A 15,139-nucleotide genomic window follows, 5' to 3' on the forward strand; every position below is an offset into this window, starting at 1 on the left:
AAGCTATTGCTAAATTGTAAAAGGGACTGAGTAATCAACTCCAAAATTATGTCCGGTGCTATTACCCACAGACAAATTTTGTCACAATTTCACAGTATTTAGTACTTTGTAACTTTCAGTTTGAGTAAGTACGGAGTAGATGTGGAGAGAAGAAATTTCTAAATTACCCAAATGACATGCAAACTGCTATTAGGAATTCTTCATCTATTCACTCATCTCCACACTATTATGAAGCACTAATCAAGCAAGTTGCCAAGCATATTCATCCTCGAAAAACTGAACGAGCCAGTCTTTGACTATGCGGGTGGCGCGACAGTCATCTTCGTTGTAGCGTTGGATACTTTCTAACAAAGTACGATCGCCTGTTTCTAGCCATTGTTCATACCAGTAAATACACTTGGCTCCACTAGCTTCTTTGTCACGCCACTCAAATCCTAACCAACGAGCGATCGCTTTGAGGGCATAGCTTTCTACTGGTAATGCTACGCTTTGGGTTAATTGTTCATATATATCGACAAATCGACTCAGGACAGGACGCACCGAGGAATACGGAGTATTGTAAAGCTTTGCCAGTCGTTTGACTGTATCAAATTCATAGACACAAAAATGATAAATTGGCGCTTGGGGATATTGCCAAACCAAATTCAAAAATTGCTGCCAAACTAATTCTTCGTCTTCTGGTTTATCTGCTAAAAAAGAATAAAATTGTTCTGTATTGGCAAGTCTATCAACTACCAAAACACCCAACAGATAATTTAAATCCAAATCTGGTTGTGCCTCAATATCAAAGTAAAGTTCTATAGGCGCTGTGAATGTAATATTTTCTTTTGGTGGGGGGTAAGGTAAGATTAAAGGTCGTTTTTGGAGTACAGATTGAGCTTGCACTACCAACTTCGGCGCTACTTCCCTATCGAAACCAACCAGGTTTTCTAAAATGGCAGGACTGGTGTTGGCGAGAGATTCCAGTGTATTGATATCTAAGGTTTGGAGTTGAGTGTAGCGAATGGGTGTTACGCCTGGTAACAGCGAGAGATGTTGCTGAGTTTGAGCGATCGCATAACATTGACTATACCAATGGCAAAGATTACACTTCTGCCGAGAAATAAACACCTCTGGTGGATTTGGTAATTCTAAAACTTGAATAAATTCCTCCAGAATTCGCTGCATCTGTGGCGTCCATTTCAACAGATCCACTGCATAACTAGTGTTTTTAGTCCGCAAAATCAGCAAAGCTGTTTCGGGTACAGTTCCTTGGACTGTTGCCAAAACTTGGGCATGAAACGCGGCCACAACTTGATATTCTTGTTTGGGACGCTTACCGAGTTCAATACTAGCCGGCACATACATCCAATCTCCAAAATGGGATTGTCCTGGCTGTTTAACGAGTAAATCTGGACGACTCAGTAAGGTGTATGCTTCAGAATAAGTTGCTGATAACACTCCTTTATAGATGTACTCAACCCCTCGTTGCATCAATTCTAAAGTTGCCTTTTCTCCCGTTTTCCAACTTCCAGATGGATAATCAGGCTGCTGGTAAGTCAACTGTGCCAAATTACTCAGTTGATGAGCAATTTTGTCTTGTTGTAGTTTCCCCAGCAGCTCATTGGGAGCATCGCGCTGACCTTTGTCACCGTGGATATCTAAAAAAGATCGGCGTTTACAGCGTTGGTATTGCAGTAGGAGTTCAGCATTAATCAGCATTTCTTTAAGTTAACAACAATTAGCACTCTCTGGGAGTAACTCAGACAATTAATAATGGAGTGGGAGGTGGGGACGCGGGGAATAACTAATGACCAATGACTAATCCAAAATCTCTCTTAGAAAGTTCTGAGCGCCGGAAGCCGGCGCTCAGACTTTCCGCAAAATCTAAAATCCAAAATTGCCATGACCACTAGTTCTGTTGCACAAACCAGGTTAAATCGCCATCGAGAGCAATTTCCCGCTTTAGCAAATAAGACTTATTTTAATTATGGAGGACAAGGGCCGATGCCTCTGGGGGCGATGGATGCGATGGCTCAAACTCAAACTCATCTTCAGCATATAGGCCCTTTTGGTAATGAGGCATATCGCTGGATAAGACCACAAGTGCAAGCTGCTAGAGTTGCGATCGCTTCCGAGTTCCAGATCCCAACTGATACAATAACCCTGACTCAAAATGTCACTGTTGGCTGTAATATCGCTATGTGGGGTCTGGAATGGCGTGCTGGCGACCATATACTGCTCTCAGATTGCGAACACCCAGGCGTGATTGCTACAGCTCAAGAAATCAGCAGGCGGTTCTCTGTAGAAGTTACTACCTGTCCTCTAAAGGCAACTTTAAATGAAGGCGACCCCCTAAAAGTCATTAGCCAACATTTACGCCCCAATACCCGCCTAGTAATATTGAGTCATGTTTTCTGGAATACGGGTCAAGTTTTACCTCTGGATAAAATTGCCGAAGTATGCAGAAACAATCATTCTGCACTGTTAATAGATGCTGCCCAATCTGCTGGTTTGTTGCCTTTAAACTTGACTGAATTGGGAGTAGATTTTTATGCTTTTACTGGTCACAAATGGTTATGTGGCCCTGCTGGTGCAGGCGGTTTGTATGTGCGACCAGAAGCGCGAGAAAGCCTCAAACCTACGTTTATTGGCTTGAATGGTATTGTTGTCGATAGTCAATCTCAGCCTGTGGATTGGCTTCCAGATGGGCGACGATATGAAGTCTCTACAGTAGCTTATCCTTTGTATGTCGGTTTACGGGAGGCGATCGCTATCCATCAGCAATGGGGAACCCCACAGGAACGTTACGAACAAATTTGTCATAACAGTGACTATCTCTGGCGACAGTTAGCGGCGTTAGCTGATGTTAAATGTCTGGGAACTTCTCCACCCCAAAGCGGTATAGTCTCTTTTCAGCTTACAAATAATCAGCCCCAAGCTCATCTCAAATTAGTGGAATTTTTAGAGTCACAAAAAATATTAACTCGCACAATTGCCGACCCTAGCTGTATCCGCGTTACTGTCCATTACTTTACTTTAGAATCAGAAATCGACCAATTATTTGAGGCAATTCAAAGTTTTTGCAAAAGTAATTAAGACTTAAGAGTTAGAAGTTAATAAATAAAAATTACAAACTTTTAACTCCCCACTCCCCACTCCCCACTCCCCACTCCCCACTTCAAAATGGAACGTCCAATTTTATATTTAGCCATCACTAATCACGGATTTGGTCATGCCACCCGCATGGCTTCTGTAGCTGCGACAATTCAAAAGTCATGTCCAGAAGTTCTGCTAATTATGGTGACCACTGCACCACGCTGGTTGTTAGAGTGCTACATAGAAGGCGATTTTATCTATCGTCCCCGTGCATTTGATTTGGGTGTGGTGCAAGCGGATAGTTTGACAATGGATAAAGCAGCGACTTTAGAAAAGTTGCTGGATATTAAAAAGCATCAAAATTCCTTAATTGCCTCAGAAGTCAATTTTATCCGTCAAAATCGCGTGAATCTCATCTTGGCAGATGTTCCCTTTCTGGCTTCTGGGTTTGCTAATGCTGCAAACATTCCCTGCTGGATGATTAGTAACTTTGGCTGGGACTTGATATATCGAGATTGGGGAGGTGAATTTATCCCAGTTGCAGACTGGATCAGTGATTGGTATTCAAAGTGCGATCGCCTGTTTCGTCTCCCTTTCCATGAATCAATGCAAGCTTTTAACAATATCACAGATATTGGCTTAACAGGCGGTTCTCCCGGTTATTCTCTTGATGATTTACGCTCTCTTTGGGGGATAACTACACCAGTGGAAAAAACTATTTTATTGACTTTTGGTGGTTTGGGTTTACAGCAAATTCCCTATAATAACGTGCGAGAATTTTCAGATTGGCAATTCATTATTTTCGATCAATCTGCCCCGGATTTACCAAATTTAGTCAAAATTAATGACCGTAAATACCGCCCTGTAGATTTTATGCCCATTTGTGGGCGAGTGGTTTCCAAACCTGGTTACAGTACTTTTGCTGAAGCGACAAAATTACAACTACCGATTGTTACTATTCCCCGTGAAGACTTTGCTGAAGCAAGTTTTTTATTAGAAGGTGTAAGTAATTACAACCAACATCAAATCGTTACCCCTGCTGAATTTTTTGCAGGAACTTGGGATTTTCTGCGTGAGTTACCCCAACCGCCAAAGCAATCCCAACCAATTGCTAAGGATGGTAATGAAGCGGTCGCTCAGGCTGTTATTAATTATTTCCAGTCAAATTAAAGTTATTAAAACAAGATAAATAAACCCTCTTCCGTCACTCTGGTGACAGAATAATCAAGGCTAAAGAATGAAACTCTGAGTTTGTAAGGGAATTAGCGATCGCCAACTCACCTCAACCTCTAAAAGCAAATCAATGGGTCAAATTATGTGGCGATAATGATTTGAGATTTTATCTACTTCAAGTGAGCAGAGGGTTAATAATGGAATCAATGGACAATCCAAATATCCCTGAGAAAACTTTGAAATTAGTTGTTCAAGATGTGCTTCGAGTGCTAGAAAAACAAAAAGAAGAACGTCAAATGTTAATCAGCCAGGTAAACATCTTATTTTTCGTAAACACTGCACTGCTAAGCTTTGTAACGATATCTAAACTACTTACTACCTTCAGTACCTTCAGCATAGTAGAACTATTGTTATTTTTGATCAATTTTACGTTATTAATCCGGGCTGTATTACCACGTACATGGACTATCAGTCCGAACCTCAATATCAGTACTGATAAAATAAAATCCACATTTCCGGAGAATTATTGGCATGATTCACCTCAGGAATACCAGGTAAAGATGATAGCAAACTGGAAAGAGACTTATAATATAAATCAAGAGATAGTAAATGATATTTCTCAAGCATTAAAATATGCAAATTTTGTAACCAGCGGACTTGCTATGGTTGCCTTGTTACATCAAGTAAAGGTTTATTTCATTCCTTATCTTCAAAAACTATGAGCAAGAACCAAGATTGTACAAAATCTCCTACAGAATACTTAAAAGAGTCCTTGTCTTTGCCAAAGGCAGATCTAGATAACATTACAGTTTTGTCTCAGAATCTTCCTAACACACCTATCCTTCCATGGAATCGCTTTGGTTCTCCTTGGCGAAATAAGGGAGCAAATACATCAGAGCAATCAAATAATAAACATTATCCGTCAATATTTGAGTTGTTCAAGCGCATTTTTCCTATACCTATCTAATTTGTCTAGCTATAATTCAACGGCGAACAACTAAACCCAGCCAGCACATTGAACTGCTAATTAGCTTTTACTAACATCAATAACAATCTTCCAGATGAGTCACTACCAAAAGTTACTAAGAATTACCACGACTGGCAAATCTTTTTACAATATCACTAATAAAATTGAAGCGATCGTTGCAGAGTCGGGCGTTGAAACTGGTCTTTGCACTTTATTTTTACGCCACACTTCAGCCAGCTTAGTCATCCAAGAAAACGCCGATCCTGATGTTCTTGTCGATCTAGCTAATTTTATGGCAAAACTAGTGCCAGAATCAGCTAAATATATTCACGATGCAGAAGGCGCCGATGACATGCCCGCACACATCCGTACAGCTCTCACCCACACTTCTGAACATATCCCCATCAATCGTGGTCATCTGGTACTGGGAACTTGGCAGGGAATTTATATTTGGGAACACCGCCAGCGCAGTCATTCAAGGGAATTAGTTGTCCACATTTCTGAATAGCAATTTTTAAAATTTAATTTATTTAAGGTGTAGCTTTATAGAGTTTAAATACTCTGTTGTTACTGGCTAGCCTTTGGATAGAATATTTTTAACCTCACTTGAACGCCTTTTTGGCGAAAGATCTTCATGACAATTTAACCATATACATACTGAGAAAATTGTATGTATCAGTTTGTAAATGAAAAATTAAGTTTGTTTATATTTTTTTAATAATTAGTTTATTTCCATATAAACTAATACTTATTGTCAGCTGACTGGGCTATTTCAATTACTATGAAGCAAGAACTAAGACCGACTCATACTTTCCAACTTCTTGATAAAATACTTGCCCAGCACTCAGTTAATCTTTTGTCACTTAATCCCCAAAAAAAAATAATTACCAGTTTTACAGAATTAGGAAATTTGATTGCTGAACAAAGCACTGACATCCAAATCATCACAACCCTTCAAGAAAGTTTGGCATGTATAGTTGATAGTCAGTTGCAAAATTTTCCAGAAAACATATTCTGGGATTTTGATTTTCTAGTAAGTAGTATGTTGAGACAGGCTTTAGTAGCAGATGAAGGTGCTGTTTCTTTTTTAAAGACTTTTTGTGAAAAGATGGTTTCCCTGACAGAGATGTTCGGAATTAACACAGAAATTCGCTTTCGCTATGTCCACGACTTTCTATATGGATTTGATTGGGCAAGATGGGTACAAAAAGACCCCGAAGCTCGTGCCCATATAGAGCCTTTTAGCTTAGTTTTTTTTGATTATTTACTTACTAAAGGTAAGGAACTGATACAACGTATTAGTCACGGTCAAATCACTTCTTATAAACTGTGTGAGACAGGCTACCGCAATCCATTCTCCTTTTCTCGAGAACCAGAAGATGAATACCGCCTGCTAACTTATCTTGCTGAGAAACAACTAATTCCCGTAGCAGTGTGGAACTGGAATGCTAAGCCTGTATGGAATAAACCTTTCCAAGAAATGCGTCAGCAAATAGCATTAAAATTAGATATTCAACCACAGAAACACTGATTAGTAATGAGAAATTACAACTGAAAAATTAATGATGAAAATTGCTGATTTAATTACTTGGTTTGAAGCATGGGCAAATCCCGCTTGGTGTGAAAGCTGGGATAATTGTGGCTGGCAGATTGAGCCAGGAGTGTTGCAGGAAAGGGTACGAGTATTGGTGTGTTTGACACCAACTCTGGCAGTTATGCACGAAGCAATCGCTGTTAATGCTAATCTAATTTTTGCCCATCATCCTCTCATTTTTACACCACCCAAGTGCTTACGTAATGGTGAGGCGATCGCAGAAATGGCACGCTTAGCCTTTACCCACAATATTGGTATTTACAGCGCCCATACGAATTTTGACCAAGTAGAGGATGGTACTGCTGATGTCTTGGCTCAAATCTTAGAACTTAAACAAGTTACTCCCATACTACCCACACAACCAGGATTAGGATATGGTCGTGTTGGTTGCCTACAGCCATCGATGACACTACAGGAATTACTCAAAGCAATTCAAATCCGACTTGCTCCACCGAATTTAATTTTTTCACCAACAGCTAATTTACAGCAAACAATTTCACGAGTTGCCGTTTTGGGTGGTTCGGGAGCTAGTTTCATTTCAGCAGTTAGCAAAGCTGGTGCCCAAGCCTACCTAACTTCTGACTGCAAATTTCATCAGTTTCAGGAAAGCCGCGATCGCAATCTCATTTTAATTGACGCTGGACATTATGCTACCGAACGTCCTGCTTGCGATCGCTTGGTGCAAAAATTCCAGTCCTTGAACCTAGACTGGGTGCAATTGAGCCAAAAAGATGAGGATTTCCGCCACTTTTTTGCTTGATGTCTATGTTTTAACTATTATTTTGGATGCTTGCCTAAAAGTTTTACTATATTTTAATATTCTTAAATGCTCAATCATTCCTTGATGCTACATAGCCAAGGTACTGAAAATTGTTGTATTTATCTATGCGCCTATATTACATAGGTAAATGCGCCAAAAACTTATATTATCAATCATTCTTGTGATATAAATCACTGGACACTTGTAATGATAATCACATATTATTAATGTTCCATGTCAATTAGCAGCAGAGGGAAATATTCCACACTAGACGTTATAAATCGCTTACTCTGGCCTAATCAAGATGATTCGCACAATTGTTGAATCTGCTTTCCAAACTGGATATCTTAGTGTTGAATCTGAAGGTTTACTCCATCAAGTGCTGACTACTAAATGCTATCAGTCAGAGGATTTGTCAGCCCTCGCAGCTTTATATGATGCAGTTCGCACAGGTCAAATTAAACGAGAAGCATCCTCGTCCAATGTGCTAATGGAATTACCCCTACCGTACAAATCTTGTTGATACTAATACAAGGCAAGTCAAAGACACGGGGATAAGAAGACAACAGACAAAAGGAAAAATTGCAACAAGTCTTTCCTCCTAAGTTATGTTCGCTCCAAGCCGGCCTTACACTTCTCTCCTTGTCACCTTGTCCCCGTGTCCTCTTTTGCATCTCCTTGATCCTCTTGTTCAAGCAAAAACTTGAAAAACTCAAAACTCTTTGTGTGTTGTTTTTGAAAATCATCAAGGTCAGCAAGAGAATGAGTTAAGATCAAATACACAGGGGTAAAAGTAAAGCACAGTCCCCGGACTTCATAGTAATGCCAATGACTACAAGTAGGCAAATTAAACAACCGCAATCAACGCTTGTTTCTCAGTATTTTTTATTACATAATGCTAGAAAGGACTCACCAGCAAATATTAACCTTGTGAGGAGAAATATTGACTTGTTCGACTTCTATGAAGCAAACATTCCCTAAAATTCAGCCCGAAAGAGATTGAGTTCATTAGTAAAGCAACCATTGGTTGATGACCCAAAATCTCCCCAGATTGTGACAACTACAAGCAAATCTTGAGATTTGGTCACGAGGCGTACTTGTTCTCAACTGTGAAATTAATCTCTTAAAGGTGTAATCTAATGGGGTCAAACCCAGATTTTGACAGGTTTAACTACGTTGTTTAAAAAGGCAGAAGCAGTACATGCTACACCGCAAGATTTATCAACTGTGTTGCGACGGGCGGGAGGTATGTGTTTTCTTGCGGGACCAGCAACGCTGGATTGAACGCGCCCGCATCATAGATATAGAGGGTGATTTAGTAACCCTACGCTATGAAACAGAAGAAGAGGACGAAGTTTGTTCTTGGGAAGAAATGGTTCGCCTCGAGAGCATTGGTGCTGTAACGCAAAAATTGGCTTCCGTGCCACGCGGAAATGTGGAACCTCTCCTGACAGAGGATTGTCCCGAGGCTGAACGCATCCGCAATCGTTACACTGACTCTAATCCGGATTAGTCATTGGTCATTGGTCATTAGTCATTGGTCATTAGTCATTAGTCATTGGTCATTAATTATTCGCAAAGACACAATGACAAAGCGCAAAGTCAAAAGCCAAGGCTTCCTTGGAGCGTAACTTTGTAAAACAGGACAAAGGACAAATGACTATTGACTATGATTGACTATCATTTAACCGCTCAAAAGCAGGACAGTAACCTTCTAAAGTTACCTTAAAGTTATATAATGGGGAAGCTGGATTCCAACACCGCTGCCCCCTTTGATGTCGGCAAGTACCACAACAGTCTACATCTGTCCATGTATAGCGATCGCTATTTTGATTGAGCAGTTCTCTTTGAGATAATCCCCGTAATACTAGTTCTTCCCCTTGCCAACGAGCCTCGATTAAGCCAGTATCGGCAAACTCTTGCCAACGAGGATCGGCTGTGATGGCATCGGGTAGGGTGATTGTAACTACTGTTCCTAACTCCGTCAGTTCGCCTTCGTAATTCGTCTCTGGGGCTGCGGGTTGCAAGAACGTATCGCCAATAGGCAGTTCCACCAAAGTCTCAGCCGCTGGAGAATGTATATGATAGCGGTTTTGTAACTCCTCTAAGCTTGTGAGGTCGGCTAAGTAGGCAGGAGAACCGTGGACAAAAATCACATGCTGGGGTCGCAAATTATGAATTAGCTGTGTAGTCCCAGGGCCATCACTATGCTGAGCTAGGAGGTAGCTTTCGACAGTGGTGGGTGCTAAATATTTTTTATTGAGTTTTATATCAATTTTTTCCGGTACGAGAATCAGCCAAGGACCGGTATTGGGTTGGCAGTGTTCGCCCAAATCAGCCGTAGAGTCAGTTAGGACAATACAGGGTGACTTGCCAACAGTGGCACGTTCTTCTGGGTGCAAACGACGCACGCGAGGACGCACCCGTTCGTCCCAAAACAAAGGTTGATGGCGGGCAAAGTTCTGTACTGATGGGGGGAGGTGGGGCAGCAATTCTAGGTACGCGTCACAGCCAGTGGCAACGGCACCATCTACCCAAATATCTAAATCTCGTCCAGTGAAGTGGTGATGAGAGCGCAAAAGCATTAGCAGTTCTTGACCAAGCCCTAAAGCCGGGGTGGGGAGGATTACAGAACAATGGTCAGCGATCGCTCTATTAATTCGCTCTGCTAATTGATTTTCTTGGTTACGGCGGTGGGGATGGCGGGATGTGCCATAAGTGCCTTCAATGATCAGCACATCCAAGTCTAAGCCCCGTAGTTCCTCTAAACGCAAACCTTCTACCAAGCGGGAGTTCGATAAGAAAAAATCCCCTGTATACAGTAGCTTGTAACTACGCTGTTGGGTAGTGTAGGTGAGGAGAATTGCCACTGCCCCTGGTAGATGCCCTGCGGGATATAATTCTGCCACCAGACCTTCTTGGAATTCCACAGGCGATCGCAACGGCAAAGCATGACAAAATTGAGAGATATTTTGGGGGTCTTGATCTTGCCAATTCAGTGGCAGTAACTTGCTGGTTACTTCGCTACCATAAATGGGTAACTTGGGAAAAGCTTTGTGCAGCGCCAGTAAGCCTCTGGCGTGATCTGGGTGGGCGTGACTAATTAAAACTAAATCTGCTGGTAGGGGCGGACTCGCTCCACGTACCGACTTGCTCAGCCCCCTTGCCAGTGATGAGATATCTTCCAAACCACAGTCCAACAGGATGCGGTGTGGTCCCATCTTCACTAATAAACAAACGCCCTCATCGTGATGCTGAACACTATAGGGCAAACATTCTAATTCACTACCCGCTTCCCCAGCATCTACGCGAGAGGATGCCGACAGATTATCCCTCATGCTCTCCTCCCCTCAAACCTCATCGTCATGGACATATCCCAAAACCCAAAAATTGCAGAAATTTTGGTTTTGTGACTTAGGGGTAAGTTTTATCATGCGCCCCTACACCCTGAGAATACGGATTTTTGATTGGGGAGGACGCCTCTACCGAACCCGCACTAGTTCGGAAAAGTTGGATAACGAGAGAGCTACCAAACTAGGAGCTAAAGGAGTCTTGCCTCTTGCCTGTTTTCCCTGTGAAAGTTATGAGCGCTCTTAGCCAACTTACCCTACGGAAAGTTGCCCCAGCGTCTACAAATTTCTCTTAATGCGCCGAACCATTGCCGTGATAGTTATCTGAGTCATAGAATCCGTTTTTCGTGCCAAAAAATAGACACGAAACCGTAAATATAACTGTTAAACCAGCTAGAATCAGCTTGACATCCATTTGTTTGCTGTCCTTTATTCAAGACTTTCCTATATTAATTTAGTGCTTCCACAATCAAATGGAATCACTAGAAAATCTTTACTATGCATATCTGGATTGGGCAATAGGTAAAATTACCGCAATCAGTTCAGATTGTAGAACTTTTCGGTCAACCTGTCCATCCTTTAGATGTAAACCTACAGTCCGTAAAAATCTTCATCTAGAATCTGCTCAATGGAAAAACGACAAACCGTCGCATACTCACTTTCCTGCCGTATCCGAACTCCAAATTTCGCCAACTTATACCAATTTAAAGAATAGGACAGATACATACTCCCAAACCCTTGTTCTGTCTAGCTTTCTTAATTTTGAATTGGTATTACCTTCCTTAATTGCTAACTTTAAAGCGAAGCGATCGCCTAATTATTCAGCAAGGGTTTTTAACCCTGGAGTTTTCTTACCAGCTGTTTTGACGTAATCATAAACTATCAAACTGCTGCCCATAGCTAGAAACAGTGATTTATCGGGTCTTTGGTGGGCGTTATTGGCGCGATGGTTTCTTGCCAAAGCCATAGCGCAGTGTATCCATAATCCAAGTTTGGAAGTTGTCAATGTAGCTAAATATCACTGGCACTACAACTAGTGTCAACAGAGTCGAAGTTGTGAAACCGCCCAAAATGGCAATTCCCATTGGTTGACGGACTTCAGAACCGGCACCAATTCCTAATGCTAAAGGCAGAGTACCTGCGATGGTTGCCAGGGAAGTCATGATTATTGGGCGCAGACGTGACACGCCAGCTTCTACGAGTGCCTGACGTTGGTTTTTGCCTTCCTGCATGTTGATGATTGTGTAATCTACTAACAAAATCGAGTTTTTGGTGACAATTCCTAACAGCAACACGACACCAATTAAGGCATATATTCCCAAAGGTTTTTGGGCAACCATCAACGCTACCAATGTGCCGCCTAAACAAAAGGGTAAAGCTGCCATAATCGATAATGGATGGAGAAAGTTGTTATACAGCAGCACCAGAATTGCATAGATAGACATTAATGCCAGTCCCAACGCGCTGCCAAAACGACTGAAAATGTCTTGCATAATTTTGGCACTGCCTGAAGGTTGCTGTACTACTCCTGGCGGTAAGTTTTGCATTGCAGGTAGTTTGTTGATTGTTTCTACTGCTTTTCCTAAAGAAATGCCTTGTAGGTTCGCTTCTACAGCAACTTGACGGGAGCGATCGTAGCGGTTGATGGTAGCAGGGCCGCTACCAAAGCGAATATCTGCCACTGCTACTAGAGGAACTAATTTACCATTTTGGCTGGGGACTTGGAGATTTGTGATTGTATTGATGTCAGCCCGTGCTTCGGGGTCGATTTGCACGCGAATGGGGATTTGCCGATCGCTCAAATTAAATTTTGCTAAATTGGCATCATTGTCGCCAATAGTACCAAGAGAAGCAGTCCGAGCGATCGCTTGCACTGTCACTCCTAAATCTGCTGCCCGTTGCGGGTTAGGAATTACTAAAATTTCTGGTTTGACTAGACTCGCAGTTGACGAAACTTCCACCAACCCCGATATAGTTCGCATCTGCTTTTCTAGGGCATCAGCAGCTTGATTCAATGCTTCGGGATTTTCACTTCTGAGGACAATTGATAAAGCTTTGCGACTGTCACCTGGTGACTGACTTTGAAAACTAATTCTTGCTCCTGGTATTTGCTCAAATAAAGGGCGTACTTGTTCCTCAAACTGTTGTTGAGAGATATCTCTTTCTTCTCTGGGTTTAAGATTAATGGTCAGGGTTGCAGAATTTATTTCTTGGGTTGCTAGTACGCCTTCAACAACTGGGTTTTGGCGGATCAGGTCAGTGGCTTGTGTTGCTACTTTGTTAACATCTGCCAAAGTGGAACCAGGAGGTAGTTCTATAGTGACGTTGGAAATTCCGAAGTCACCATCATCAACGAAACCTTTGGGAATCAAAGGAACCAGCATTACACTGGCAATGAAAAAAGCTAAGGCGATCGCCATTGTTGTCAATCTATGGCGTAACGCCCACTGGAGAAGCGATTTATAAGGTTGAAAACGCCGACGCTTTACAGTTGTGAGTTTTCTGCTGTCATTCTTGCTACCAGGAACTGTAAATTTGAAATTAAAGAATTTTATTACTCCCCCTGCTCCCCTGCTCCCCTGCTCCCCTGCTTCCCCTGCTCCCCTACTCCCTACTCCCCACTCCCCACTTCCCTGCTTATCCTGCAACAGATACGCCCCCATCATTGGCGTAATCATCCGCGCTACAAGAGTTGAGAAAATTGTGGAAACGGCAACGGTAACGCCGAATGGTTGAAAAAATTGCCCTGGAATCCCGCCCATAAAAGCAACGGGCAGAAACACAGCAATAATCGTCGCTGCACTTGCGACTACTGCCAATCCCACTTCATCAGAAGAGTCAAAAGCAGCTTCCCAAGCTGATTTACCCATGGCCATGTGTCGTTCCATGTTTTCAATTTCCACCACAGCATCATCAACTAAATTGCCCACTGCCAGGGCTAATGCCAACAAAGTCATGTTGTTGAGGGTGTAACCAAGAGCCTGCTGCACTGCAAAGGTGGGAATCATTGATAAAGGCAAGGCAACGGCAGTAATTAATGTTGCTCGCCAGTCACGTAAAAATACTAAAATAACGATGACAGCCAGCACCGAAGCTTGAATTAATTCATCAATGGTACTTTGGTAGGATTGACGGACAACATCCGCTCTCGTAAAAATTAAATCCAGTTTGACATCTGCGGGGAGTGTTTTTTCCAGTTGTTTAACTGCTGCTTTTACTCCTTGTTCCACGGTCACCAGGACGCTGCCAGTACTACGCAACACCTGAAAAGCTACTACGGGTTGATTGTTTAAATAGGCAGCTTGGCGAACATCGCCAAATTTATCTTCTACGGTTCCCAAGCTGGATAAAGGTACAGAACCACCTGCTGGTAAGAGGATTTCGTAGGTTTTCAAAATATCCACATTGGCAGCACTTCCAAGGGTGCGAATACTTTGTTCGCTACCACCGATTTCGGCACGTCCGCCAGGTAAGTTAATATTTAAAGTGCGAATTTGGTCGTTTACTTGGGTGGCAGTGATACCTAGAGATTGTAAGCGGTCAGGGTTGAGGTTAACGCGAATTTCTCGGTCAACTCCGCCGATACGCTGAATTTGCGCTACACCAGGAACTCCTAATAAGGCGCGGCTAATAGTTTGGTCTACGAGGTTGCTTAATTCTTCTACGGAACGGCGGTCTGATTTAACGGCGTAGGTAACGATTGGGCCGCCGGAAAATTCTAGGCGTTCTACAATTGGGTCATTGATGTCTTGGGGTAAATCTTGGCGAATTTGAGCGATCGCATTGCGGACATCATTAGTGGCACGATCGCTATCTGTACCCAAAATAAAATTGATTGTCGTCTGAGAATTGCCATCACTGACCTTGGAAATCATATTATCGATATTGCCCAAGCCAGCAACAGCATCTTCGATTTTTTTCGTCACCTGGGATTCTAGTTCTGTCGGCCCTGCACCCGGTTGAGTGACTTTTACCAAAACTGCTGGCACATCAATATTTGGGTTCGTATCAATCCCTAAAGACATGAAGGAAAACCAGCCCAATACCGTCAAAATTAAAAATAAAACTATCGTCGGAACAGGTTTTTTGATCGACCAAGCAGAAATATTAAAAGACATTAGGAAATTTTAGATTTTAGATTTTGGATCAGTCATTAGTCATTAGCCCGGATTTCTCACAAACTCAGAAAAAACCGGAGCGTAAAACTGATAAAATGT

General features: G+C 42.2%; 13 protein-coding genes. 9 read left to right on the top strand and 4 right to left on the bottom strand.

Annotated features, from left to right (window positions below; all coding sequences use genetic code 11):
- Window positions 1–240: 240 nt before the first annotated feature.
- Window positions 241–1,701: a TM0106 family RecB-like putative nuclease gene (locus ACM0OY_RS15490; RefSeq protein ID WP_414569726.1), complete on the bottom strand. Its 1,461-nt coding sequence runs from the start codon at window positions 1,699–1,701 to the stop codon at window positions 241–243.
- Between the two features lie 183 nt (window positions 1,702–1,884).
- Here ACM0OY_RS15490 and ACM0OY_RS15495 point away from each other — a divergent pair, with 183 nt between their 5' ends.
- The 8 genes from ACM0OY_RS15495 (at window position 1,885) to ACM0OY_RS15530 (ending at window position 9,085) form a co-directional block, all read left to right on the top strand.
- Window positions 1,885–3,078, top strand: coding sequence for an aminotransferase class V-fold PLP-dependent enzyme (locus ACM0OY_RS15495; protein ID WP_414569727.1), 1,194 nt, complete (start codon window positions 1,885–1,887; stop codon window positions 3,076–3,078).
- 87 nt (window positions 3,079–3,165) lie between these two features.
- On the top strand, window positions 3,166–4,248 hold the full coding sequence (locus ACM0OY_RS15500) for a glycosyl transferase (RefSeq protein ID WP_414569728.1): 1,083 nt from the start codon (window positions 3,166–3,168) through the stop codon (window positions 4,246–4,248).
- Window positions 4,249–4,448: 200 nt separating this feature from the next.
- The gene (locus ACM0OY_RS15505; RefSeq protein ID WP_414569729.1) at window positions 4,449–4,973 is read left to right on the top strand and encodes a hypothetical protein; all 525 of its coding nucleotides are present in this window, start codon (window positions 4,449–4,451) and stop codon (window positions 4,971–4,973) included.
- Between the two features lie 339 nt (window positions 4,974–5,312).
- Window positions 5,313–5,726 (top strand): secondary thiamine-phosphate synthase enzyme YjbQ, encoded by a 414-nt coding sequence (locus ACM0OY_RS15510; protein ID WP_414569730.1) that lies wholly within the window; start codon window positions 5,313–5,315, stop codon window positions 5,724–5,726.
- A 273-nt stretch (window positions 5,727–5,999) separates the two neighbouring features.
- Window positions 6,000–6,749 (top strand): hypothetical protein, encoded by a 750-nt coding sequence (locus ACM0OY_RS15515; protein WP_414569731.1) that lies wholly within the window; start codon window positions 6,000–6,002, stop codon window positions 6,747–6,749.
- A gap of 34 nt (window positions 6,750–6,783) precedes the next feature.
- Window positions 6,784–7,572, top strand: a complete 789-nt coding sequence (locus tag ACM0OY_RS15520; protein WP_414569742.1) for a Nif3-like dinuclear metal center hexameric protein — start codon at window positions 6,784–6,786, stop codon at window positions 7,570–7,572.
- 304 nt (window positions 7,573–7,876) lie between these two features.
- Window positions 7,877–8,095: a hypothetical protein gene (locus tag ACM0OY_RS15525; RefSeq protein WP_414569732.1), complete on the top strand. Its 219-nt coding sequence runs from the start codon at window positions 7,877–7,879 to the stop codon at window positions 8,093–8,095.
- A 678-nt stretch (window positions 8,096–8,773) separates the two neighbouring features.
- Window positions 8,774–9,085, top strand: coding sequence for a DUF6679 family protein (locus ACM0OY_RS15530; protein ID WP_414569733.1), 312 nt, complete (start codon window positions 8,774–8,776; stop codon window positions 9,083–9,085).
- Between the two features lie 154 nt (window positions 9,086–9,239).
- Here ACM0OY_RS15530 and ACM0OY_RS15535 read toward each other — a convergent pair whose 3' ends face one another.
- Window positions 9,240–10,910, bottom strand: a complete 1,671-nt coding sequence (locus tag ACM0OY_RS15535) for an MBL fold metallo-hydrolase (RefSeq protein WP_414569734.1) — start codon at window positions 10,908–10,910, stop codon at window positions 9,240–9,242.
- A gap of 304 nt (window positions 10,911–11,214) precedes the next feature.
- Window positions 11,215–11,337: a membrane protein gene (locus ACM0OY_RS15540; protein ID WP_035139556.1), complete on the bottom strand. Its 123-nt coding sequence runs from the start codon at window positions 11,335–11,337 to the stop codon at window positions 11,215–11,217.
- Window positions 11,338–11,395: 58 nt separating this feature from the next.
- Between ACM0OY_RS15540 and ACM0OY_RS15545 the strand changes: the two genes are divergently transcribed.
- Window positions 11,396–11,794 (top strand): hypothetical protein, encoded by a 399-nt coding sequence (locus tag ACM0OY_RS15545; protein ID WP_414569743.1) that lies wholly within the window; start codon window positions 11,396–11,398, stop codon window positions 11,792–11,794.
- A 63-nt stretch (window positions 11,795–11,857) separates the two neighbouring features.
- Here the strand turns inward: ACM0OY_RS15545 and ACM0OY_RS15550 are convergent, their stop codons facing one another.
- Entirely contained in the window at window positions 11,858–15,040 is a 3,183-nt protein-coding gene (locus tag ACM0OY_RS15550) for an efflux RND transporter permease subunit (protein ID WP_414569735.1), read from the bottom strand.
- Between the last annotated feature and the right edge of the window lie 99 nt (window positions 15,041–15,139).

The sequence above is a fragment of the Nostoc sp. CCY 9925 genome (assembly GCF_963920935.1).
Taxonomy (GTDB): Bacteria; Cyanobacteriota; Cyanobacteriia; order Cyanobacteriales; family Nostocaceae; genus Nostoc.